Source organism: Brevundimonas bullata (genome assembly GCF_014207965.1).
Lineage (GTDB): Bacteria > Pseudomonadota > Alphaproteobacteria > Caulobacterales > Caulobacteraceae > Brevundimonas > Brevundimonas bullata_A.
Map to the genome: position 1 here is coordinate 127,902 of NZ_JACHLM010000001.1, position 24,619 is coordinate 152,520.

The 24,619-nt window shown below is 67.5% G+C and carries 17 protein-coding genes; 12 read left to right on the forward strand and 5 right to left on the reverse strand.

Going from position 1 to position 24,619, the window contains the following annotated elements:
• Positions 1-20: 20 nt before the first annotated feature.
• On the reverse strand, positions 21-743 hold the full coding sequence (locus tag HNP51_RS00650) for a TorF family putative porin (RefSeq protein ID WP_260398268.1): 723 nt from the start codon (positions 741-743) through the stop codon (positions 21-23).
• 443 nt (positions 744-1,186) lie between these two features.
• Here HNP51_RS00650 and HNP51_RS00655 point away from each other — a divergent pair, with 443 nt between their 5' ends.
• From HNP51_RS00655 to HNP51_RS00665, 3 genes are all read left to right on the forward strand, one after another.
• On the forward strand, positions 1,187-2,587 hold the full coding sequence (locus tag HNP51_RS00655; protein WP_311769879.1) for an ATP-binding protein: 1,401 nt from the start codon (positions 1,187-1,189) through the stop codon (positions 2,585-2,587).
• Positions 2,584-3,189, forward strand: coding sequence for a response regulator FixJ (fixJ, locus tag HNP51_RS00660; protein ID WP_184265824.1), 606 nt, complete (start codon positions 2,584-2,586; stop codon positions 3,187-3,189). Before HNP51_RS00655 ends, fixJ begins: the two co-directional genes overlap by 4 nt.
• A 71-nt stretch (positions 3,190-3,260) precedes the next feature.
• The gene (locus tag HNP51_RS00665) at positions 3,261-4,706 is read left to right on the forward strand and encodes an NAD-dependent succinate-semialdehyde dehydrogenase (RefSeq protein WP_184265827.1); all 1,446 of its coding nucleotides are present in this window, start codon (positions 3,261-3,263) and stop codon (positions 4,704-4,706) included.
• Between the two features lie 22 nt (positions 4,707-4,728).
• On the opposite strand, the gene HNP51_RS00670 is transcribed toward HNP51_RS00665, so the two are convergent.
• Positions 4,729-4,881 (reverse strand): hypothetical protein, encoded by a 153-nt coding sequence (locus tag HNP51_RS00670; protein ID WP_184265830.1) that lies wholly within the window; start codon positions 4,879-4,881, stop codon positions 4,729-4,731.
• Between the two features lie 266 nt (positions 4,882-5,147).
• Between HNP51_RS00670 and HNP51_RS00675 the strand changes: the two genes are divergently transcribed.
• Together HNP51_RS00675 and HNP51_RS00680 are read left to right on the forward strand one after the other, a co-directional pair.
• Positions 5,148-6,806: an MFS transporter gene (locus tag HNP51_RS00675; protein WP_409360098.1), complete on the forward strand. Its 1,659-nt coding sequence runs from the start codon at positions 5,148-5,150 to the stop codon at positions 6,804-6,806.
• Positions 6,807-7,045: 239 nt separating this feature from the next.
• Entirely contained in the window at positions 7,046-10,426 is a 3,381-nt protein-coding gene (locus HNP51_RS00680) for a PAS domain-containing hybrid sensor histidine kinase/response regulator (protein WP_260400756.1), read from the forward strand.
• A gap of 177 nt (positions 10,427-10,603) precedes the next feature.
• Here HNP51_RS00680 and HNP51_RS00685 read toward each other — a convergent pair whose 3' ends face one another.
• Positions 10,604-11,218, reverse strand: a complete 615-nt coding sequence (locus tag HNP51_RS00685; protein WP_184265835.1) for a response regulator transcription factor — start codon at positions 11,216-11,218, stop codon at positions 10,604-10,606.
• Between the two features lie 172 nt (positions 11,219-11,390).
• Between HNP51_RS00685 and HNP51_RS00690 the strand changes: the two genes are divergently transcribed.
• The 7 genes from HNP51_RS00690 to alaS all read left to right on the forward strand — a co-directional run bounded on the left by HNP51_RS00690 (position 11,391) and on the right by alaS (position 22,189).
• Positions 11,391-12,749: a DcaP family trimeric outer membrane transporter gene (locus HNP51_RS00690; RefSeq protein WP_184265838.1), complete on the forward strand. Its 1,359-nt coding sequence runs from the start codon at positions 11,391-11,393 to the stop codon at positions 12,747-12,749.
• Positions 12,750-12,776: 27 nt separating this feature from the next.
• Positions 12,777-14,717, forward strand: coding sequence for an acetate--CoA ligase (acs, locus tag HNP51_RS00695; protein WP_184265841.1), 1,941 nt, complete (start codon positions 12,777-12,779; stop codon positions 14,715-14,717).
• A gap of 122 nt (positions 14,718-14,839) precedes the next feature.
• A complete protein-coding gene (locus HNP51_RS00700; RefSeq protein WP_184265844.1) occupies positions 14,840-15,589 on the forward strand; it encodes an SDR family NAD(P)-dependent oxidoreductase in 750 nt (249 codons plus the stop codon).
• Positions 15,590-15,821: 232 nt separating this feature from the next.
• Positions 15,822-17,348, forward strand: coding sequence for a CHAD domain-containing protein (locus HNP51_RS00705; protein ID WP_184265846.1), 1,527 nt, complete (start codon positions 15,822-15,824; stop codon positions 17,346-17,348).
• A gap of 144 nt (positions 17,349-17,492) precedes the next feature.
• The gene (recA, locus tag HNP51_RS00710) at positions 17,493-18,572 is read left to right on the forward strand and encodes a recombinase RecA (RefSeq protein ID WP_184265849.1); all 1,080 of its coding nucleotides are present in this window, start codon (positions 17,493-17,495) and stop codon (positions 18,570-18,572) included.
• A 356-nt stretch (positions 18,573-18,928) separates the two neighbouring features.
• Entirely contained in the window at positions 18,929-19,411 is a 483-nt protein-coding gene (gene rraA / locus HNP51_RS00715) for a ribonuclease E activity regulator RraA (RefSeq protein ID WP_184265852.1), read from the forward strand.
• A gap of 132 nt (positions 19,412-19,543) precedes the next feature.
• Positions 19,544-22,189 carry an alanine--tRNA ligase gene (alaS, locus tag HNP51_RS00720; RefSeq protein WP_184265855.1) on the forward strand — a complete coding sequence of 882 codons (2,646 nt, stop codon included), beginning with the start codon at positions 19,544-19,546 and terminating at the stop codon, positions 22,187-22,189.
• 196 nt (positions 22,190-22,385) lie between these two features.
• On the opposite strand, the gene HNP51_RS00725 is transcribed toward alaS, so the two are convergent.
• Positions 22,386-22,934, reverse strand: a complete 549-nt coding sequence (locus tag HNP51_RS00725; RefSeq protein ID WP_184265858.1) for a DUF2939 domain-containing protein — start codon at positions 22,932-22,934, stop codon at positions 22,386-22,388.
• Between the two features lie 356 nt (positions 22,935-23,290).
• On the reverse strand, positions 23,291-24,511 hold the full coding sequence (locus tag HNP51_RS00730; protein WP_184265861.1) for an NADP-dependent isocitrate dehydrogenase: 1,221 nt from the start codon (positions 24,509-24,511) through the stop codon (positions 23,291-23,293).
• Positions 24,512-24,619: the final 108 nt, after the last annotated feature.

The window sequence follows — 24,619 nt, forward strand, 5'->3', positions numbered from 1 at the left end:
GGAATTTCTGTTCAGTCGGCTCAGAGCGCGAACGTCAGCGCGCCCACCAGGCGGCCGTCATAGTTCTCGCCCAGGGCGTGGCTGTCGGTGTCGTACCAGCGGACATCCAGAGCCAGTTTCTCGGTCAGCTTGTGCTTCACGCCAACATTCCAGGCGGCGTACTCCGCGCCGCCGTCGGCGGTGCGGTCAGCGATGGAGGCCGAGGCCTTGGTCTTGGGTCCGACCGAGACCGTGCCCTGAAGTTCAATCCACCAGGCTTCCTTGGCCGCGGCGAAACCATCGGGCGTATAGTTGACGCGCAGGCGGGTGCTGACCGGGCCGATCTTGCGCGAGGCGTCGGCCTGATATTCCCAGTAGTTGGCGTCGACGCCGGCGCGGGTGCCCGGCAGGTCGCGGTTCACGACCGACAGGTCGAACTTGTAGCCAGCCGCCTCCGGGCGCCAGCCGACGGCGCTGACGATCTCGGCGTCAGAACCCTGCGACAGTTTGGCGGTGGAGGCGAAGACGTTGGCGTAGAAGGCGCCGGTGGAGATTTCGACCGAGCCGTTGACGCTGGGGTCGCCGGCGCTCTTGCCCAGACCCTTGCCGACATATTCGCTGGCGACGCCGACCTGGGCGCTAAAGTCGGGGGCTGCAATCGCGTGCGCCTGGACGGCGCTCGCCCCCATCACCACGGCAAAGCCGGCGAGGAGCGGGATGTAGGGCGCGCCGTTCTGGCGCTTAACGGGACTCTGTTCGAGCATTTTTACCTCGGTGACTATGAGGTCTATGTGAGCGAACAACCGTAGATTTCTGTAAATCCGGACCTACGTAGAACTCCGCACCCAGTGAGTTTTGCTTCGACAACGGCCCAGAGGGTTAAGCCTTCGTTGCAGACGGAAACCCTCGAGACTTCATCGTTAACGGCCGAAAACCATCTTTGCAGTAATGGCCATTTTTTTGCCTATATACAAAACAGCGATATCAATTAAGTCTTGAGCGTGTCCCTGAAACGTCATGGTTAACCCGGGGTTTGCGAAATACTCGACCAGTGTATAGAAGGCGCTCCTCGGCCAGATTCTGTAGATTGCTCTTTCACAGCTTCAACGTCCGGCGGCCTAGAAGCGTGAGGAGTCCTCCCATCCCATCGGCGATGCAAAGCATCCTGTCTTTCGCAAGCGCGATATCGCGCCGACGCTGGAGCGGCGTGCTGCTGGCGATCGTCGCCGTGGGCGGGGCTGTGGGCTTCAGAACCCTGCTGGAGGGTCTAGGCCAGTTCTACTACCTGCCCATGGTGCCTGCTGTCGTGATCACGGCCATGCTGGCGCGCCGCCCGGCCACCGCCCTGGCCGTCGCCCTGTCCATCGCCGTCAACCTGGCCCTGGTGCCTCGCGAAAGCCTGTCGGACGCCCTGACCAACGCCGCCCTGTTCGCGGGCGTCACCTGGCTTCTGGCCGAGATCTGCTGGGGTCTGAGGGCGCTGGACGAGCGGACGCGCGATCTGTCGCGCCAGCTGGCGGCCAAGGACGCCATGCTCAATACCGCCCTGGCCTCGGTGCCGGTCGTGACGCTGGAGGCCAATGGCGAGATCCGCCGCCTGAACCCCGCCGCCGCCGACCTGTTCGCCCTGACCGAGAAGGCGGCGCGCGGACGCCCCTTCGCCGAGCTGGCTCCCGGCTTCGACATCAAGGCCACGACCAGAACGGGGGCGACCGGCGGCCCGCTGGAGTCCAAGGACGCTCACTGGAACGGCCTGCGTCCGGACGGCGCGACCTTCCCGCTCAGCATTCAATACGGGATCGTGCCCGGATCATCGGGCGGCGAACATGTGGCCCTGTGCCTGACCGATCTCAGCCGTTGGCACGCCGCCGACGCCCAGGCGCGCGAACTGCACGCCCAGTTGAACAAGGTCTGGCGCCTTAATTCGCTCGGCGAGATGGCCGCCACACTGGCCCATGAACTGAACCAGCCGCTCAGCGCCGCCGCCACCTATCTGCATGCCAGCCAGGTGGATATGGAGCGGGCCGGGCCCTTGGGCGACAGCGCCCTGCGCACCGCCGAACTGGCCAAGGGTCAGTTGCTGCGCGCCGGCAAGATCATCCGTCGGATGCGCGAGCTTCTGTCGCTGGAAGTCCGGCGCATGGATACCGAGCGCGCCTCCTCCATGATTGAAGATCTGGGCCCCATCTTCACGATGATCGGCGCCAGCAAGGGCGTCGCCATCCGCCTGGACCTTGAAGCCGAGGATGATCGGGTCCAGGCCGAACGCATCCAGTTCCAGCAGGCCATGGTCAACCTGACCCGCAACGCGGTCGAGGCGGTCGGCGACCGCACCTCGCCAGAGGTCGTCATCGTCGGTCGCACCGTCTCTGACACCCAGTACCGCATCAGCGTCGAGGACAATGGCCCCGGCATCGCCGACGATCAGATCGACCGCATTTTTCAGCCGATGACGACCACCAAGTCCGGCGGCATGGGCCTGGGCCTGTCCGTCACCCGAACCATCGTCGAAAGCCACGGCGGACGACTGCAAGTCTCGAGAAGCGCGCTGGGGGGCGCGGCCTTCTCCTTCACCCTCAACCGAGAACCGAGCGTCGAGACCGTATGAGCCTCCACTCCGTCTTCATCGTCGACGACGACGCCGCCGTCCGGGATTCCCTGCTGATGCTGCTGCGCGGCGAGGGCATCCGTGCGCGCGGATTCGCCAGCGGCGTCGACTTCTTCAGCCACCTGCCCGAGGACGCCACCGCCTGCGTCATCACCGACGTGCGCATGCCCGACATGGACGGCGACGAGGTGGTGCGCCGCCTGAGCCAGATGCGCGGCAACGCCTGGCCCGTCATCGTCATCACCGGCCATGCCGACGTGCCGATGGCGGTGCAGATGATGAAGGCCGGCGTCGTCGACTTCATCGAGAAGCCCTTTGACCCGCGCCGCCTGATCGAGACCGTGCGCGGCTGCCTGGCCCGTCTGAACGATGTCGGCCACGAGCAGGCCTGCCGCGCCGCCGCCGAACTGCGCCTGACCCGCCTGACCCCGCGCGAGCGTCAGGTCTTTGACGCCTTGATCCTCGGCCATTCCAACAAGGCCATAGCCCTGAACCTGGACATCAGTCCGCGCACCGTCGAGGTCTTCCGCGCCAAGGTCATGACCAAGATGGAGGCCGACAGTCTGTCGGCCTTGGTCCGCATGGGACTGGCCTTGACCTAGACGTTTCATCGTCTTGCAGCCGCAGGCCTTGCGGCGCGTTATGTCGGCTCCCTTCGCCTCAGGAGCCGCCCATGTCCGATCCCGCCCGTCTGCTTCGTCACCAGGCCTATATCGACGGACGCTGGATCGACGCCGACGACGGTTCGACATTTGAAGTGACGGACCCGGCCACGGGCGAGGTTCTGGCGACCGCGCCCAAGATGGGCGCCGCCGAGACCCGCCGCGCCATCGTCGCCGCCGAGGCCGCAATGAAGCCCTGGGCGGCAAAGACAGCGAGCGAGAGGGCGCGGATTCTGCGCCGCTGGTTCGATCTGATGATGTCGGAGCAAGACGCGCTAGGGCGTCTGCTGACGCGCGAACAGGGCAAGAGCCTGACCGAGGCGAAGGGCGAGATCGCCTATGCCGCCAGCTTCATCGAATGGTTCGCCGAGGAGGGCAAGCGCACCTATGGCGAAGTCATCCCCACCTATGACGCCACGAAACGGCTGATCGCCATCCGCCAGCCGGTCGGGGTGGTCGGGGCCATCACGCCATGGAACTTCCCCGCCGCCATGATCACCCGCAAGGTCGGCCCGGCCCTGGCCGCCGGCTGCGCCGTGGTGCTGAAACCGGCCAGCCAGACGCCGCTGTCGGCGCTCGCCCTGGCGGTTCTGGCGGAGGAGGCGGGTCTGCCGCCCGGCCTGTTCAACGTCGTGACCGGCTCCGCCTCGGACATCGGCGGCGAGCTGACGTCCAACCCGACGGTGCGCAAGATCAGCTTCACCGGGTCGACCGAGATCGGCCGCACCCTGATGCGGCAGTCGGCCGAGACCATCAAGAAGATGAGCCTGGAACTGGGCGGCAACGCTCCCTTCCTGGTGTTCGACGACGCCGACATCGACGCGGCGGTCGCCGGCGCCGTGGCCTCCAAGTTCAGGAACAGCGGTCAGACCTGCGTCTGCACCAACCGCTTTTACGTGCAGTCATCCGTCCACGATGAGTTCGTCGCCAGGCTGGCCCAGGCGACCGCCGCGCTCAAGGTCGGCGCCGGGCTGGAGGACGGGGTGCAGATCGGCCCGCTGATCGACGCCAAAGCCGTCAAAAAGGTCGAGGAACATATCGCCGACGCGACGGCTAAGGGCGCCAAGGTGGAGACAGGCGGCCAGCGCCACGCCCTCGGCGGGACCTTCTTCCAGCCGACCGTGCTGTCGGGCGTCACGTCCGACATGCTGATCTGCAAGGAGGAGACCTTCGGCCCCGTCGCGCCCGTCGTCCGTTTCGAGACGGAGGAAGAGGCGCTGAGGCTGGCCAACGCCACCGAGTTCGGCCTGGCTGGATACTTCTACGCGCGCGACATGGGCCGCGTCTGGCGCGTGGCCGAGGCGATGGAGACCGGCATGATCGGCGTCAACACCGGCCTGATCTCCACCGAGGTCGCACCCTTTGGCGGGATCAAGCAATCCGGCCTGGGTCGCGAGGGCTCGCGCCACGGCATCGAGGACTACCTCGAACTGAAATACGTCTGCATGGGCCTGTAGGGCCCGCAGTTCCGTTGGACCGTCAGTCCTCGGACGGCTGCTCGTCGTCGTCGGTTTCGCCCGCAGCCTTGGCGGCCTTCTTGGCGGCCTTGGCGGCGGCCTTGGCTTCGGCCTTCTTGGCGTCGGCGCGCTCGCGCTCTTGCCGTTCGAAACTGTAGTTGGGCTTACGGGCCATTGATGTCCTCTCGCGCCGGGTCGCCAAACGGCGACGTCAAACCTTCATTTGGTCGCAGTCGCCCGCTGCGACAACCGTGAAACGGCGCCTGAGGCAATATTTGCGCCTCGCCCGCGCGACAGGCGCCGCCGTTCGACCAAAGTCGCTCTCTGCAAATCCGTCGGCCTGCTGTCAGTCTCACCCTCGACGATCCGGCAACAGGATCGCGAGGAAACGGTCGCGAAACGCGACCCTACAGGAAGGGACTGCCCATGACCGACCGCACCATGGATGCGGCGGAGGGCGTGGAACACACGGTCGACAAGAACGACCGGCTCGTGATTCTGGCGTCGTCCGTCGGCACCGTCATCGAATGGTACGACTTCTATCTCTACGGCTCGCTGGCCGCGATCATCACCACCCAGTTCTTCTCGGGGGTGAACGAGACCACCGGCTATATCTTCGCCCTGATGGCCTTCGCCGCCGGCTTTGCGGTCCGTCCGTTCGGCGCCATCGTCTTCGGGCGGCTGGGCGATCTGTGGGGACGCAAGAACACCTTCCTCGTCACCATGCTGCTGATGGGCCTGTCGACCTTCGTGGTCGGCTTGCTTCCGCCCTATGCCGCCATCGGCATCGCCGCCCCGATCATCCTGGTGCTGATGCGCCTGATCCAAGGCCTGGCGCTCGGCGGTGAATACGGCGGCGCCGCCACCTACGTCGCCGAGCACGCCCCGCACGGCAAGCGCGGCTTCTACACCTCCTTCATCCAGATCACGGCGACGGCGGGCCTGGTGCTCAGCCTGTTCGTCATTCTGGGCGTCCGCTACGCCGTCGGCGAGGAAGCCTTCGCCGCATGGGGCTGGCGCATTCCCTTCCTGGTCTCGATCCTGCTGCTGGGCGTGTCGCTGTGGATCCGTCTGAAGCTGGCCGAGAGCCCCTCGTTCAAGCGCATGAAGGCCGAAGGCAAGGGGTCCAAGACCCCGCTGAAGGACAGCTTCATGAAGTGGCCGAACCTGAAGCTGGTGCTGATCGCCCTCGTCGGTCTGACGGCCGGTCAGGCAGTCATCTGGTACACGGGTCAGTTCTACGCCCTGTTCTTCCTGGAGCGGGTGCTGCGGGTCGACGCCACCCTGGTTTACGTCCTGCTGGCTGTCGCCCTGTTGCTGGCCTCGCCCTTCTTCATCTTCTGGGGATGGCTGTCGGACAAGGTGGGGCGCAAGCCGATCATCCTGGCCGGCTGCCTGCTGGCGGCGATCACCTACTTCCCGCTGTTCAACGCCCTGACGGAAGCGGCCAACCCGCGTCTGGCCGCCGCCGCCGCCTCGGCTCCGGTCACGGTCTATGCCGATCCCGCAGACTGCCACCTGCAGTTCGATCCCGTCGGCAAGACGGTGTTCAACCACTCCTGCGACGTGGCCAAGTCCTATCTGGCCAAGGCCGGCGTGACCTACACCAATGTCGCCGCGCCCGCAGGCACGGTGGCCGAGGTCCGCATCGGCGATCAGTCGGTCATCCCCAGCTTCCGCGGCGACGCCATGACCACCGCTGACTTCGCCGCCCAGAAAAAGACCTGGGATGCGGGTCTAGGCGAGGCCCTGACCACCGCCGGCTATCCCGCCAAGGCCGACAGCGCCCTGGTCAACAAGCCGATGGTGGTGCTGATCCTCTTCATCCTCGGCTTCTACGTGACCATGGTCTACGGACCGATCGCGGCGGCCCTGGTCGAGATGTTCCCGACCAATATCCGCTACACCTCGATGTCCCTGCCCTATCACATCGGCAACGGCTGGTTCGGGGGCTTCCTGCCGACCACGGCCTTCGCCATGGTCGCGGCCACAGGCAATATCTACTACGGCCTCTGGTATCCGATTGTGGTGGCGCTCGCGACGGTCGTGCTGGGCTTCCTGCTGGTCAAGGAAGGCAAGGACGTCGATCTGAACGCGTAACGTCTAGAGTTCGCCAGCCTAAGGGGGCGGTCCGGCTTCGGTCGGGCCGCCCTTCTTCTATCGGCCAGTCATCCCGGCCGCAGCCCTCGCGAAGGCGAGGGCGGAGAGCCGGGACCGCCCAGAACACTACGGGCAGCGCTTCTTGCGGTCCCGGATAGCGGCTGCGCCGCTTCCGGGAGGACGGAAGAGGGTGCTGTGATCCCTTTTCTCCCTTGTCCTAAAGCCCCGCTGCGTCCCACATGCCGGTCATGTTCAGCCTCGCGACCCTGGCCCTGGTGGCCGCCTATATGGCGACCCTGTTCGCGGTCGCCTGGTGGTATGAACGCCCGTCGATCAAGACGCGCGGCGGAGCCTTGGGGCCGTCGCTATACGCCCTGTCGCTGGCCATCTATTGCACCTCGTGGACCTATTACGGGGCGGTGGGGACGGCGGCGCGGTCGGCGTGGGAATACCTGCCCATCTATATCGGCCCGGCCCTGGGGGTGACGGTGCTGTTTCCGCTGTGGAAGCGGATCGCGGCGGCGGCCCGGCGCGAGAACGTCGGCTCGATGGCCGACTTCATCTCCTCCCGCTACGGCAAGAGCCCGGCCCTGGGCGCGGCGGTGGCTGTCGTCGCCATCCTGGGGTCCCTGCCCTACATCGCGCTGCAGCTGAAATCCCTGTCGATGGCGGGAGAGATGATCACCGCCGGGACCCCGGTGGCGGGCTCCGAGAGCGTGACGGTTCTGGTCATGGCCGGGGTGCTGGCCGGGTTCGCCATCCTGTTCGGCGCGCGCCGTCCCGACCTGACCGAGCACAATCGCGGCCTGATCCAGGCTATCGGCATCGAGTCCATCGTCAAGCTGGCCGCCCTGCTGGCCGTGGCGATCTTCGCCCTGGTGCTGCTGCGCCACGCCCCCGCCTCAGCGGATATCACCGCCAGCCTGGGCGATCTGGCGCGCTGGCCCGATCTGGACGGACGCTTCTGGGCCATCGTCCTGGTGGCGACGCTGGCTATCTTCTGTCTGCCGCGTCAGTTTCACGTCGCCTTTGTCGAGGGCGGCGACCCGGCCCAGGTGCGGCGCGCGCGCTGGATCTTTCCCCTCTATCTGCTGCTGACCAGCCTGGCGGTCCTGCCTCTGGTGGCGGCGGGCGGCCTGTTCGCGCCAGAGGTCAATCCTGACCTGCTGGTCCTGGCCCTGCCGCTGAACTCCGGCCAGTCGGCCCTGACGGCCATTGTCTTCGTCGGCGGCTTCTCGGCGGCGACGGCCATGGTCATCGTCGAGGCCGTGGCCCTGTCGGCCATGGTGTCCAACAATCTGGTCCTGCCGTTATTGGCCGCCGAACGGCGCCGACGCGGCGAGCGCGCCGGGGACATGGCCCGCGCCATCCTGAACATCCGCCGCCTGGCCATCGTCGCCCTGCTGCTGATGGCCTGGCTCTATTATCAGGCCATGGACCAGTCGCGCGGTCTGGCGGCCATGGGGCTGGTGTCGTTTGCGGCCCTGGCCCAGTTGGCCCCGGCCCTGTTCGGCGCCGTGCTGTGGCGGGGCGGGCGCTCGCGCGGAGCGCTGGCGGGCTTAAGCGTCGGCATGACGGTCTGGCTGGTCCTGCTGGCGGCGCCGCAGTTGGCCCCCGGGTTCGGCCTGAACATTCCGGCCATGTTGGGACTGGCCGATCCCTTCGCGGCCGGGGTCTTCCTCAGCCTGGGCCTGAACCTCGGCGTCTTTGTTCTGGTGTCCAAGCTGAGCCGTCCACGCCTGATCGATCAGGTTCAGGCCCGCGCCTTCGTCGACCGTCTGGGGCCGGACTGGATGGAGGGGCGCGGCGGCCTGGCCGGGGCCTCGGTCGGCGACCTCAAGGCCCTGGTCGCTCGCTTCATCGGCGACGAGCGCGCCGAGCGCGCTTTCGCCGCCTGGGCGCGCGAAACCGAGATACGCCTACGCGACGCCGACCCCGCCGACGCCGGCCTGGCCCGCGCCGCAGAGCGGATGCTGGCCGGGGCCATCGGCGCCGCCTCGGCCCGGCGCGTGCTCGCCGCCGCCCTGGCCGCCGGCGGCCGCGCCCCCGAGGACGTGGTGCGGATGCTGGACGAAGCCTCGCAGGCGGTCCAGTTCAACCGCGACCTGCTGCAGACCACGCTCGACAACATCGACCAAGGCGTCAGCGTGGTGGACGAGGACCTGCGCCTGACCGCGTGGAACCGGCGCTATGTCGAGATGTTCGACTTGCCGCCCGGCTTCGTCCACGTCGGCCTGCCCATCGCCGCCGTCTATCGCCTGAACGCCGAGCGCGGCGAGAGCCCGCACGACATCGAGGCCTGGGTCGAGCGGCGCCTCGAGGCCCTGTCTCGCCGCATCCCCCACGACCATGAGCGCGAGCAGCCCGACGGCCGCATCCTGCGCTCCTCGGGCGCCCCCATTCCCGGCGGCGGCTACGCCACCAGCTATACCGACATCACCGCCCTGCGCCGCGCCGCCCGCGATCTGGAAGAGGCCAACGAACGGCTGGAGGCCCGCGTCGCCGACCGCACCGAACGGCTGGAGGAAGCCCGTCGTCTGGCCGAGGACGCCACAGCCTCCAAGACCCGCTTCCTCGCCGCCGCCAGCCATGACCTGTTGCAGCCCCTGCACGCCGCGCGCCTGTTCATCGCCGCCCTGAAGGAAGAACCGGCCCTGGCGCCGGGCTCGCCGGGGCGCGGACTGGCGACCAACGCCGACCGCTCCATCGACAGCGCCCACCGCCTGCTGACGGCCCTGCTGAACCTGTCCAAGCTGGAGGCGGGCGGGGTCCAGCCCGCCGTGGCCCCCCTGTCGCTGGACGCCCTGTTCGCCGAGCTGCGCCGCGAGTTCGCCCCCATGGCCCGCGCCAAGGGCCTGCGCCTGACGGTGGTGCCGTCGGGCCTGTGGGTCGCCTCCGACCACGACCTGCTGCGCTCCATGCTTCAGAACCTGGTCGGCAACGCCATCCGCTACACCGACACGGGCCGGGTTCTGGTCGGGGCGCGGCGCGACGGCGAGACGGTGCAGATGCTGGTCTGCGACACCGGACGCGGCATCCCCGACGCCGACCGCGAGAGCGTCTTCGGCGAGTTCGTGCGCTTGCCCGGCGCCCCGGTGGACGAGCCCGGCGCAGGGCTGGGTCTGGCCATTGTGCAGAAGCTGTCGGACCTGCTGCGCCATCCGCTGTCCATGGCGTCCCGCGTCGGGCGCGGCACGACCTTCCGCGTCAGCGCCCCGCGCGCCGCCGCGCGCCCTGTTCCCGCTGTTCCAGTCGAGGGCGACGCCCGCCTGCCGCTGGCGGGGTTGCGGGTGCTGTGCGTGGACAACGAACCGGCCATCCTCGACGCTTTGACCGCCCTGCTGAGCCGCTGGGGCGCGCAGACGACCACGGCGCGGACCGTGGCCGAAGGGGTCGCCGCGCAGGGGCCGTTCGACGCGGCTCTGGTGGACCTGCATCTGGGCGACGGCGCGGACGGGTTGACGGTGGTGGACGCCCTGAGGGCGCGCGGCCTGCGCCGCATCGGGCTTGTCACCGCTGACACCCGCGAGGGGCTGAAGGAAACGGCCACGGCGGCGGGCGCGACCCTGCTGCCCAAACCGGTCAAGCCGGCGGCGCTGAAGGCGTTTCTGTCGCGTTGATCGTGTTCCTTCTCCCCTTGTGGGAGAAGGTGGGCGCCGGAGGCGCTCGGATGAGGGGTGTCGGCGCGACATTTCGAATGTCTGACGGACCCGCGACGACAACCTTCAGATGAGGTGCTGACACCCCTCATCCGTCAGGCTCCGCCTGCCACCTTCTCCCACAAGGGGAGAAGGGATTCAGAGATCGATCGACTGAGCCAAAATCACCGCTTGCGTCCGGTTATGCACCCCCAGCTTGCGGAAGACGCTGGTCAGGTGGGCCTTGATGGTGGCCTCGGTGACGCCGAGGTCGAAGGCGATCTGCTTGTTCAGCCGCCCGGCTCTCAGGCCTTCGAGAATGCGTAGTTGCGAGGGCGTCAGGCTGGCGATGCGGGCTTCCAGATCGCCTTCCTCGGGACCGGGCGCGCCGACGTCGGGGGCCCAGCTGTCGCCCGACAGGATGGCGGCGATGGCCTCGACCATGATCGGCAGGGCGGCGGACTTGGGGATGAAGCCGGCGGCGCCCAGCGTCAGGGCGCGACGCACAGTCGGCGGCTCCTCGCTGGCCGAGACAACGGCGACGGGCACGGCGGGATATTCGGCGCGGATGCGGGTCAGGCCCGCCATGCCCTCGCTGTCCGACAGCTTCAGGTCCAGCAGCAGCAGGTCGGTCGCGCCTTCGGCCAAGGCCGCCTGAACCTCGGCCAGACTGGCGCATTCCGCAATCACGGCGCCGGGTGCGGCCTTTTCGACGGCCGATCTCAACGCCGCCCGAAACAGAGGGTGGTCGTCGGCGACGACGATGCGATCCATGAAAATCCTTCCCGCACGCGGTTCTTTTTCGGGTCGAGGCCGCGCTGTGACGACACCATGCCGCGCCTCGACTTTGGTCGAAACTAGACCAATGGCTAATGGCCGCATACCGCCCCCGCGCGGAATGCTGCGGTCTCGAGGTTCGCATCAGACGCACCCGGGAGGAAATGACATGGGAAGATACCGCCTGCTCGGCGGCGCGGCTGCGGCTGCGCTTCTGTTTGCGCCCGGCGCCGTCCTGGCCCAGGACGCCAATGCGGCCCTCGAAGCGCGCATCGCCCTGCTCGAAGCCGAACTGAACAGTCTGAAATCCGAGGTCGCCGCCGCGCGAACCCAGCAGACGACCCAGTCGCAGGCCATGGCCCAGGACATCATCCGTCTGGAAACCCGTCCCGCCGCCACGCCGGTTTCGGCCCCCGCCGCCCCGCGTGAGGAAGGCTTCCGCATCGGCGATCACACGGTCAAGTTCGGCGGCTTCATCAAGGTCGACGCCATGGCCTCGAACTATTCCGGCGGCGACCCGGCCAACGGCGACGCCCTGCGTGACTACCACCTGCCCGGCTCCATCCCGGTCGGCGGCGCCGACGAGGACACGGCCACGGACTTCAACGCCCGCCAGACCCGTTTCTGGCTGACCACCGACGGCCTGGTCGGCGGCCACAAGGTCGGCACGCGGCTTGAGATGGATTTCCAGAGCCTGCCCGGAACCGGCGACCAGCGCATCACCAGCGCCTCCACCCCCGCCCTGCGCCGCGCCTTCGTCACCATCGACAACTGGCTGATCGGTCAGGAGTGGACCAACTTCCAAAACACCGCCGTCCTGCCCGAGTCCGCTGATTTCGTCGGCGCCGCCGAGGGCACGGTCTTCGCCCGCCAGGCCCAGGTCCGTTACACGCGCGGCCCTTTCTCGATCGCGGTCGAGAATCCCGAGACCACCGTCACCCCCTTCGGCGGCGGCGCCCGCATCATCGCCGACGACAACAGCCTGCCTGACCTGACGGCCCGCTATGCGATCAGCCGCCCCTGGGGCGACGTCCAGTTCGCAGGCCTGCTGCGTCAGCTGAAATACCAGAACCCGGCGACCAGCATCGACGACACGGCGACGGGCTGGGGCCTGTCGGCCTCGGCCAAGCTCAAGGTGGGGGCGCAAGACGACCTGCGCTTCATGCTGTCGGGCGGCGAGGGCGTGGGCCGCTATCTGGGGCTCAACTTCTCCAACGACGCGGTGCTGGACGCCTCGGGCCAGTTGGACGCCATCGGCGTGATCGCCGGCTTCGCCGCCTATCGCCACGTCTGGACGCCCGGCTGGCGCTCCAGCCTGATCTGGTCGGCCCAGAGGGTGGACAACGACGTCCTGCTGACCGGAGCGAGCGCCAACCGCTCGGCCCAGAGCCTGCACGCCAACCTGATCTGGTCGCCCGTGACCGCGTTTGATATCGGCGCCGAACTGATGTTCGCTGATCGCAAGCTGGAATCTGGGCTGGACGGGGACATGACCCGTCTGATCCTGTTCGCCAAATACGGCTTCTAAAAACAAGAAACTGGGAGGAAAGCGCGCGTGTCCACCGAACCGGAAATCTATCCCGTCCCCGCCGACCTGGCCGCCCGCGCCCACATGGACCGCGCCGGCTATGAAGCGGCCCGGATCGCCGCGCGCGAGACCCCGGACGCCTATTGGAGCGAACAGGCCAAGCGCCTCGACTGGATGACCTTCCCGTCGAAGATCAAGGACGTGTCGTTCAACAAGGAAGATTTCCGCATCCGCTGGTTCGAGGACGGGGTGCTGAACGTCTCGGCCAACTGCATCGACCGCCACCTGCCCCACCGCGAAAACGATACGGCCATCATCTGGGAAGGCGACGAGCCGACCGACAGCGAGCACGTTACCTACGGCCAGCTGCACGAGCGCGTCTGCCGCATGGCCAATGTGCTCAAGGCCAACGGCGTCCGCAAAGGCGACCGCGTCACCATCTATCTGCCGATGATCCCCGAGGCCGCCTACGCCATGCTGGCTTGCGCGCGGATCGGCGCGGTCCACTCGGTCATCTTCGGCGGCTTCTCGCCCGACAGCATCGCCGGGCGCATCGAGGACTGCGGCTCCACCTTCGTCATCACCGCCGACGAGGGCTGCCGCGGCGGAAAGAAAGTCCCGCTGAAGGCCAATGTCGACAAGGCGCTGGAGAAGGTGTCCGGCGTCGACGGCGTCCTGCTGATCCGCCACACCGGCGCGGACGTGGGCTTCGTCGAGGGCCGCGACCGGGACTATGAGACCGAGGCGGCGAAAGTCACCGCCCACTGCCATCCCGAGCCGATGCAGGCGGAAGACCCCCTGTTCATCCTCTACACCTCGGGTTCGACCGGCAAACCCAAGGGCGTGCTGCACACCACCGGCGGCTATCTGTTCTGGGCCAGCTATACCCACGAACTGGTCTTCGACTACCGTCCCGGCGAGGTCTTCTGGTGCACCGCCGACGTGGGCTGGGTGACCGGCCACTCCTATGGCGTCTACGGCCCGCTGGCGAATGGGGCGACCACCCTGCTGTTCGAGGGCGTGCCCAACTATCCGACCGTCAGCCGTTTCTGGGAGGTCATCGACAAGCACAAGGTCGAGATCTTCTATACCGCCCCCACCGCCTTGCGCTCGCTGATGCGCGAAGGCGATGCGCCGGTGAAGGCGACCAGCCGCAAGAGCCTTCGCCTGCTGGGCAGCGTCGGCGAGCCGATCAATCCCGAGGCCTGGCGCTGGTATCACGAGGTGGTCGGCGACGGTCGCCTGCCCATCGTCGACACCTGGTGGCAGACCGAGACCGGCGGCGTCCTGATCTCGCCCCTGCCGGGCGCGACCGACCTCAAGCCTGGCTCGGCGACCAAGCCCCTGCCCGGCGTCGAGCTGCAGATCGTCGATGCGGAAGGCGGGGTTCTGGAGGGCGCGACCGAGGGCAACCTCTGCATCACCGACAGCTGGCCCGGCCAGATGCGCACGGTCTATGGCGACCACGCGCGCTTCTTCGAGACCTATTTCTCGACCTATCCGGGCAAGTATTTCACCGGCGACGGCTGCCGCCGCGACGCCGACGGCTACTACTGGATCACCGGCCGGGTCGACGACGTCATCAACGTCTCGGGCCACCGCATGGGCACGGCCGAGGTCGAGAGCGCCCTGGTCCTGCACGACGACGTGGCCGAGGCCGCCGTCGTCGGCTTCCCCCACGACATCAAGGGTCAGGGCATCTACGCCTACGTCACCCTGAACAAGGGGGTGGTCGCCACGGACGCCCTACGTACGGCTCTGGTCGCGCAGGTGCGCCTCGAGATCGGCCCCATCGCCGCCCCCGACGTGATCCAGTGGGCGCCCGGCCTGCCCAAGACCCGATCCGGCAAGATCATGCGGCGCATCCTGCGCAAGATCGCCGAGAACGAACTGGGGGCGCTGGGTGACACCTCGACCCTGGCCGACCCTTCGGTCGTCGACGACCTGGTGAAGAACCGGGCCGCCTGACGACCACCCCCGCTCTCCCCGGAGCAAGCGGCCGGCGTTCCGAAAGGGGCGTCGGCCGTTTCGTTATTGGAACCGGAGCCGCAGCGGCGCTAGACAGCCCCGACAGCGAACAGGAGCAGACCATGAGCGGAACCGTCCTCATCACCGGCGCCACTTCGGGCATCGGACAGGCCGCGGCGCGACGCTTCGCCTCGGCGGGCTGGAAGATCATCGCCACCGGCCGCCGCGCCGGGCGTCTGGACGACCTGGTCGCCGAACTGGGCGCGGACGTGGTCCATCCCCTCGTCTTCGACATCCGCGACGAGGCCGCCATCGACGCCGCCCTGGACGCCCTGCCCGATGGCTTTGGCGACATCGACGTCCTGATCAACAACGCCGGCCTCGCGTTGGGCACCGCCGCCGCCCAGGACGCCGATCTGGATCAGTGGCGTCAGATGATCGACACCAACATCACCGGACTGGTCACCATCACGCGGCGCCTGCTGCCGCGCCTGATCGCGCGCAAGGGCGCCATCCTGAACATCAGTTCGGTGGCCGCGACCTACCCCTACAAGGGCGGCAACGCCTATGGCGGCACCAAGGCCTTCGTGCGCCAGTTCTCTCTGGGCCTTCGCTCCGACCTGCACGGCACGGGGGTGCGCGTCACCTCCATCGAGCCCGGCATGACCGAGACCGAGTTCACCCTGGTCCGCACGAGCGGCGACCAGGCGGCGTCGGACGCCCTCTATGGCGGCGCCCAGCCCATGACCGGCGAAGACATCGCCGAGACCCTGTTCTGGGTCGCCACCCTGCCGCCGCACCTGAACATCAATGCGCTGGAGCTGATGCCGGTCAGCCAGTCCTTCGCGGGCTTCCAGGTGGCGCGGGGCTAAAGACCCGCTCTTCCTCTTTCGTCATCCTCCGGCAAGCCGCGCAGCGGCGCTGACCGGGGGACCCAGCGGCGCCCGTCAGGGCGACATCCCACGCACCGCGCTTGCCGTGAAAATCGCCTTCGGCGCCGCTGGGTCCCCCGGTCTCGCTCCGCTCGTCGGAGGATGACGGAAGCAAGAACCTGCCGCAGCTTCGCCGCTTCCGGGATGACGCCATGAGGCCTAAACTCCCCCCATGGCCTCGCCCGCAACCGAAACCGAGCTGAAGTTCCGCCTCGGGCCGGGCGCGGTCGTGCGCCTGTCGGGCCACCCGGCGCTGCAAGGCCCGCAGAGCAGCCAGGCCCTGCGCTCGGTCTATTTCGACACCCCCGACGGCGTCCTGCGCGCGGCCGGGTTCAGCCTGAGGGTGCGGACCACGCCCGACGGCTTCGTCCAGACCCTGAAACGCCAGACCGCCCCCGGCCAGACCGCCCGTGACGAATGGGAGATGCCCGTCGCCTCCGAGGCTCTGGACCTCGCCGCGCTGAAAACCACCCCCGCGCACAGGCTGCTGAAAGACCGCCGCGCCGATCTGTCGCCTCGCTTCGCCACCACGGTGGTGCGGCGCATCCGCATGGTCGAGCTGGACGGCGCCCTGATCGAAGCCGCCTTCGACGCGGGCGAGTTGTCAGCCCCAGACCCGGAGGGGCGCGACCGCCGCGAGCCCATCTACGAGTTGGAGCTCGAGCTGAAGCGCGGCGACCCCGCCGTCTTATTCACCCTGGCCCGACGTCTGGCGCGCGACCTGACCATCGTTCCGGTGTTCGAGAGCAAGTCCGAGCGCGGCTGGCGCCTGGCCGAGGGGAGCAGTCGCGCGCCCCGCCGCGCCACGTCCACGCCCCTGTCATCCGAAGCCACGACCAGCGACGCTTTCCGCACTATCGCCATGGCCTGTCTGGCCCAGGTCTCGGCCAACGCCGAACTGCTGCGGGTCGTGCGCCGTCCTGAGGCGGTGCATCAGCTGCGCGTGGGACTTCGCCGACTGCGCGCCGCCATCGGCGTCTTCAAGCCCCTGCTGGCCGAGGCGGATCGCCGGCGCATCGAAACCGAGTTGAAATGGCTGGCGCAGGAATGCGACGCCGCCCGCGATCTGGACGTCTTCATCAGGGACGTCTTCCACCCCGCAGCACTGGAAGCGCCATTCGCCGGTCTGGCGGTTCTGGGCCGGCATCTGCTGGGGGCACGGGGTCAGGCCTATGACCGTGTCCTCGCCGCCATCGCGTCGCCGCGCTACGCTCTCTTGATGCTGGAGACGACCGCCTGGACCGAGACGGCGGCCCTGCCCGATGAACCCGTCGCCCCCTTCGCCTCCAAGGCCCTCAGCCGCCTGCACCGTCAGGTCGAGAAGCGCGCCCGCGACCTGACCGATCTGGACGCGGAGGCGCGGCATCACCTGCGCATCCGCGCCAAGCGCCTGCGCTACGCCGCCGAGTTCTTCGCCGACCTGTTTCCCGCGCGCCGACGCCGCAAGCGGTATCTGAAGGCGCTGGAACGGATGCAGGACTCGCTCGGCGCGCTGAATGATCTGGCCGTCGCCCGCGATCGAATCCCCGGCGAGGCCCATCTGGACGACGCCGAAGTCGCCTTCGCCGCCGGTCGCGTCATCGGTCGGCGCGAGCGCGACGAAGCAGCCTTGTTGACCGCCTCAGTCAAGTCCTGCCGAGGTTTGCAGGATACGAAGCCCTTCTGGCGCGGTCGCGCGAAACGTCAAAAACGGTCGTAGTCCACATTTGTTCTCCTCGCCAGGAATGAGAACATCTTGTGAACCAGAACAAACCATGCACATAGTCCGGCTCACAGAGGGAGCGGGTCCTGGCGGGTCTCTCCCAAAGCCCAGAATGGAATCATGGCAAGGGAGAGAAAACCAATGGCACAGGCGGCATTGAAGCTCGTGGGTAAAGAAGACGGCGATAAGCAACGCGCTCTGGAGGCGGCGATCGCGCAGATCGATCGCGCCTTCGGCAAGGGCTCGGTAATGAAGCTCGGCAAGGCCGGGGTGGTGGCCGAGATCGAAAGCGTCTCGACTGGCTCGCTCGGTCTGGACATGGCGCTCGGCATCGGCGGCCTGCCGATCGGCCGGGTGATCGAGGTGTTCGGCCCTGAATCCTCGGGCAAGACCACCCTGGCCCTGCACACCGTGGCTGAAGTCCAGAAGAAGGGCGGCGTGGCTGCCTTCGTCGACGCCGAGCACGCACTTGACCCGGTCTATGCCCAAAAGCTGGGCGTCAACCTGGACGACCTGCTGGTGTCGCAGCCCGACACCGGCGAACAGGCCCTGGAGATCGTCGACACCCTGGTGCGCTCCGGCGCCGTCGACATCGTGGTCATCGACTCGGTTGCGGCCCTGACGCCGCGCGCTGAAATCGAAGGCGAGATGGGCGACAGCCTGCCCGGTCTGCAAGCCCGCCTGATGAGCCAGGCCCTGCGCAAGCTGACGGCCTCGATCTCCAAGTCGAAGTGCATCGTCCTCTTCATCAACCAGATCCGCCACAAGATCGGCGTCATGTACGGCTCGCCGGAAACGACAACGGGCGGCAATGCGCTGAAGTTCTACGCCTCGGTCCGCCTCGACATCCGCCGCACCGGCGCGATCAAGAACCGCGACGAGGTCGTCGGCAACACCACCCGCGTCAAGGTGGTCAAGAACAAGGTCGCCCCGCCGTTCCGCGAGGTCATCTTCGACATCATGTATGGCGAAGGCATCTCCAAGCTGGGCGAGGTCATCGACCTGGGGGTCAAGGCCGGGGTCATCGACAAGGCCGGCAGCTGGTTCAGCTATGACTCCACCCGCATCGGTCAGGGCCGCGAGAACGTGCGCGAGTTCCTGAAACAGAACCCCGACATGGCCGCCGCCATCGAGGCCGCCGTGCGCGCCTCGACCAACAAGATCGCCGACGAGCTCCTGGGCACGCCGGAGCCTGACGAAGGTCAAGACCTGGAAGGGTGAAACTGAAGGGCTGATCCAGCCCTTCCGCCAGCTTCTCCGTCCGCCGTCCCCCGCGACCCGCCAACGACCCCGCGGGGCTCGGGCCGGACGGAGCAGGCCCGCCCGATCCGCATCGGGCGGGCCTCTTTTTGTCTGTGGCCTACAGTTTCCGCTCATCCCCGCGGAGGCGGGGACCTAGTGAGAGCGCCAGACCGGCTGGATATCCCTCAAGCGAAGCCCCTTGAAGCCAAAGCACTGGGTCCCCGCCTCCGCGGGGATGAGCGGACTTCTTGAAGTCTGCCCCTCTTTTCTCATCGTCTCGGCTGTTCTCGGCCCGCCCCACCGGGCAAACTCGGCCGTGAAGAACGGAGCCCGCTATGACCCTCGCCACCGCCGACCTCTGCGACGCCCATCCCGATGTGGTGAAGGTCTGCCACATCCCATTCCGCAGCTTCGGCCAGGTCACGGCCTTTCACGGGCCGATCCGCACCCTCAGCGTTCTCGATGACAACGCCCTGGTCCGCCAGGCGCTGGAGCGGCCCGGTCAGGGCGCGGTTCTGGTGGTCAACGGCGGCGGATCGCTGAAACGCGCTCTGGTCGGCGACAACCTGGCCAAGCTGGCCCTCGACAACGGTTGGGCCGGGATCATCGTCCACGGCGCCATCCGCGACAGCGCCGTCATCGACACCATGAACGTCGGCATCAAGGCCGTCGGGACCATCCCCCTGCGCGCCGACCGCGACGCCATCGGCGAAGTCGACATCCCCACCGCCTTCGGCGGCGTCATCTTCACGCCAGGCGACTGGCTCTACGCCGACGCCGACGGGGTCATCGTCTCCCCTCATCGTCTGCACGATTAGAACCCGCCCTGTCCCAAAAGCGCCGCCCGGCCCGCATGATCACGCGCCAGTGATGCGCTCGGCGCAAAATCCCTATATGACGCCGGTTCCGACATTCTCCCCGCGCGCCCGAACTCCTTAGAGCGATACGCCATGACCAGCCTGAAACAGATCCGCTCCACCTTCCTCGACTACTTCGCGGCGGACGGCCACGAGAAGGTGCAGTCGGCTCCGCTGGTGCCGCAGAACGACCCGACCCTGCTGTTCGTCAACGCGGGCATGGTGCCGTTCAAGGACTATTTCACCGGCGCGGCGACCCCGCCCTACAAGCGCGCCACCTCGTCGCAGAAGTGCGTCCGCGCCGGGGGCAAGCACAACGACCTGGACAACGTCGGCTATACCGCGCGTCACCACACCTTCTTTGAGATGCTGGGCAACTTCTCGTTCGGCGACTACTTCAAGGACCACGCCATCGAGAGCGCCTGGGGGCTGCTGACCAAGGAATTCGGGCTTGATCCCAGCCGCCTGCTGGTCACCGTCTATCACACCGACGACGAAGCCTTCGACATCTGGAAGAAGATCACCGGCTTCTCGGACGACAAGATCATCCGCATCCCCACCGCCGACAACTTCTGGGCCATGGGCGACAGTGGTCCGTGCGGTCCGTGCACCGAGATCTTCTACGACCACGGCGACCACATCTTCGGCGGCCCTCCCGGTTCGCCGGACGAAGACGGCGACCGCTTCGTGGAGATCTGGAACAACGTCTTCATGCAGCATGAGAAGGAGAACGATAAGATCGTTCGCGACCTTCCCAAGCCCAGCGTCGACACCGGCATGGGTCTGGAGCGCATCGCCGCCGTGCTGCAGGGCGTCCACTCCAACTATGAAGTCGATCTGTTCAAGAGCCTGATCGGCGCCTCGGAAGAGCTGACCAGCACGAAGGCCGAGGGCGAGCGCGCCCCGTCCCACCGCGTCATCGCCGACCACCTGCGCTCGACCGCCTTCCTGATCGCCGACGGCGTCACCCCGTCGAACGAAGGCCGCGGCTATGTCCTGCGCCGCATCATGCGCCGCGCCATGCGCCACGCCCACCTGCTGGGCGCCGCCGACCCGCTCATGCACCGTCTGGTGCCGACCCTGGTCCAGGAGATGGGCGAGGCCTATCCCGAGCTGGGCCGCGCTCAGGCCTTCATCGAGGACACGCTGAAGCAGGAAGAGATCCGCTTCCGCACCACGCTCGGCCGCGGCATGAACCTGTTCGATCAGGCCACGACCGGCTTCAAGGCCGGCGACATGCTGGACGGCCAGACGGCCTTCACCCTGTACGACACCTACGGCTTCCCGCTGGACCTGACGCAGGACGAGGCTCGCCGTCGCGGCTTCTCGGTCAACGTCGATGGCTTCGAAAGCGCCATGGAAGAGCAGCGCGCCCGTTCGCGCGAACACTGGACCGGCTCGGGCCAGACCGCTTCGGCCGGCGCCTGGCTGGCCCTGCGCGACCAGCACGGCGTGACCCAGTTCACCGGCTATGACAGCGAAACCGGCGAAGGCCAGGTCGTCGCCATCCTCAAGGACGGCGTGGCGGTCGAGGCCGCCGAAGCCGGCGAAGTGGTCGAGGTCGTCCTCGACAAGACCCCCTTCTACGCCGAAGGCGGCGGTCAGGCCGGCGACAAGGGCGGCTTCGTCTGGAGCAACGGCGAAGGCCGGGTGCTGGACACCAAGAAGCACGCCGACCTGTTCGTTCACACGGTGCAGGTGGCCCAGGGCGCGGCCCTGACGGTCGGCGCCGTGGTGACGGCCACGGTCGAGGTCGGCTCGCGTCCGACCACCCGCGCCAACCACTCGGCCGCCCACCTGCTGCACGCTGCGTTGAAGAACGTGCTGGGCCCCCACGTCGCCCAGAAGGGCCAGATGGTCGATTCTGAGCGCATGCGCTTCGACTTCAGCCACAACGCCCCCCTCACGGACGAAGAGATCGCCCGCATCGAGGACGAGGTGAACGCGGTCATCCGTCAGAACCTGCCGACCACCACGGCGCTGATGCACCCCGAGGCCGCCATCGAGGCCGGCGCCGTGGCCCTCTTCGGCGAGAAGTACGGCGACGAGGTCCGCGTCCTGACCCTGGGCCAGGCGCTGACTGGCGAGGGTGCCTATTCGGTCGAACTGTGCGGCGGCACCCACGTGGCCCGCACCGGCGACATCGCCCTGTTCAAGATCGTGTCGGAAGGCGGCGTCGCCGCCGGCGTGCGCCGCATCGAGGCCCTGACCGGCGAGGCCGCGCGTCAGTTCCTGCTGGCCCAGGCCAATGTCGCCCGTTCGCTGGCCCAGAGCTTCAAGATCCAGACCGCCGACGTCCCGGCCCGGGTCGAGGCCCTGAGCGCCGAACGCAAGGCGCTGGAGAAGCAGGTCGCCGACCTGAAGAAGCAGCTGGCCCTGGGCGGCGGCGCGGGCGCCAATGCGGCCCCGGAAGAGATCAACGGCGTCAAGCTGATCGCCCGCGTCCTGGACGGCGTCGACGGCAAGGGCCTGCGCGGCGTGGCCGAGGACTTCAAGAAGCAGCTCGGCTCGGGCGTGGTCGCCCTGGTCGGCGTCACCGACGGCAAGGCGGCCGTCACCGTCGCCGCAACGCCAGACATGGCCGGCAAGGTCAATGCGGCGAACCTGGCCCGCGACGCCGTCATCGCCATGGGCGGCAAGGGCGCCGGCGGCAAGCCCGACTTCGCCCAGGGCGGCGCCCCGGACGGGTCGAAGGCCGAGGCCGGTCTGGAAGCGATCCGGGCCGCGCTGAAGGGTTAAGGCCTTCTCGGCGTTGAAACAGGAAAGGGCGGCGCATCGGATGCGCCGCCCTTTTTTTCTTTCGCCAGATCACCAACAACCCGCTCATCCCCGCGGAGGCGGGGACCCAGTAAGAGCCTCACGCACTATCCTTAGCTGTTGGCGCTTGAAGCCAAAGCACTGGGTCCCCGCCTCCGCGGGGATGAGCGGGTATTATTTACTCCGGCGCGCTCAGATCAATCCCCGCCAGTTTCCAGCCGAACAGGTTGCGGCGCTTCATCAGCAGGGAGACCTGCTCGTCCGGCTGGTCGTCGCGGGTCAGGGTAACGGCGAAGGTGTCGAGGTCGCGGTAGCCCCAGGACTGGCGCACCTTCTTGCTCTCCGGCTTCGGCCCGACGTCCGGTTCTACCTTGGCCAGATCGGGCTTGGGCGCCTGGCCTTCCTGCACCATGACCGCGATGGCCTGGGGCGTGACGAAGGCGTCCACCGCGCCCGACACCAGGGTCGGGGCCAGCAGCATGCCCAGGCCCGAAAGACCGCCCAGACGATCGTCCTTGCGCATTTCAGCGACCATGCGGGCGCTCAGCTCGTCCTTCAGGCTGGCGCGAAAGGCCGGAAAGTCGACCTGACGCTCCAGCGCCCGTTCGTCGCCCGTCTTGGCCGCCTGCACCAGCGACCGCGCCGCCAGCAAGGGCGATGCGGCATAGGCCAGGACGAACACCGCCACGGCGGCGCCCCCCAGTCGAATGATCAGTTTCTGGTTCATCGGCCCTCCCCTGCCTTACGAACGCGACGGGTAGGCGACATGTTGCACCACGACCCCCGAAAATCCCCAGGGACATTAAGGGCATGGTTCGTGGAGGGGCTCAAGCGCGGCGTTAATGCTTGGCGTTCATTGCGCCCCCTCCCGCCGTCATCCTCGGGCTTGACCCGAGGATCGAGCGCAAGGTCGCACTCAACCTCACCCACGTCGCGCAGGCGGACAATCCGATCCTCGGGTCAAGCCCGAGGATGACGGCGGTTGGGATGGACAGCGCCCAGTAGAAAGGCCCGCCGGATTTCTCCAGCGGGCCCATTCTTGGTGCGTAACGCGCTCAAGCAGCGCGAAGCGCGGTAGCGCCCTTAGCCGATGTTCGGCAGGGCCTTCTTCAGGTTCTCGGAGACCTTGTCGAGGAAGCCTTCGGTGGTCAGCCACGACTGCTGGTCGCCGACCAGCAGGGCCAGGTCCTTGGTCATGAAGCCGGCTTCGACCGTCTCGACCACGACGCGTTCCAGGGTGGCGGCGAACTCGGCCAGCTCGGCGTTGTCGTCCAGCTTGGCGCGGTGCGAGAAGCCGCGCGTCCAGGCGTAGATCGAGGCGATCGAGTTGGTCGAGGTGGCCTCGCCCTTCTGATGCTGGCGGTAGTGGCGGGTCACGGTGCCGTGGGCGGCTTCCGATTCCAGCACCTTGCCGTCCGGCGTCATCAGCACGGAGGTCATCAGGCCCAGCGAGCCGAAGCCCTGAGCGACGATGTCCGACTGCACGTCGCCGTCGTAGTTCTTGCACGCCCAGACGAAACCGCCCGACCACTTGATGGCCGCGGCCACCATGTCGTCGATCAGGCGGTGCTCATAGGTCAGGCCCTTGGCCTTGAACTCGGCGGCGAACTCTTCGTCGAACACCTTCTGGAAGATGTCCTTGAAGCGGCCGTCATAGGCTTTCAGGATGGTGTTCTTGGTCGACAGATAGACCGGATAGTTGCGCTGCAGGCCGAACGAGAAGCTGGCGCGGGCGAACTCGGTGATCGAATCGTCCAGGTTGTACATGCCCATGGCCACGCCGGCCGAGGGGAAGTCGAAGACCTCGTAGTTCTGCTCTTCGCCGTTGGCGCCGACCCACTTCATGGTCAGCTTGCCCGGACCGGGAACCAGGAAGTCGGTGGCCTTGTACTGGTCGCCGAAGGCGTGACGGCCGACGACGATGGGCTGGGTCCAGCCCGGAACCAGACGCGGCACGTTGGAGCAGATGATCGGCTCGCGGAAGACAACGCCGCCCAGGATGTTGCGGATGGTGCCGTTCGGCGACTTCCACATCTTCTTCAGGCCGAACTCGGCCACGCGGGCTTCGTCAGGCGTGATGGTGGCGCACTTGACGCCGACGCCGTGCTTCTGGATCGCGTGGGCCGCGTCGATCGTCACCTGGTCGTCGGTGGCGTCGCGGTTTTCCATGCTGAGGTCGTAGTAGTCGAGGTCCAGGTCCAGATAGGGGAAGACCAGCTTGTCCTTGATCATCTGCCAGATGATCCGGGTCATTTCGTCGCCGTCGATGTCCACGATGGGGTTGGCGACCTTGATCTTGGCCATGCTCTGCCTCTGTCTCTCAATCTGGGAAGGAATATCGTGCGGGCGGTATAGCGAGGCGCGGGCGCGGGCGCAAAGGGTCAGGGGCCGCAAGCGCCTTCCTGTGCGCAA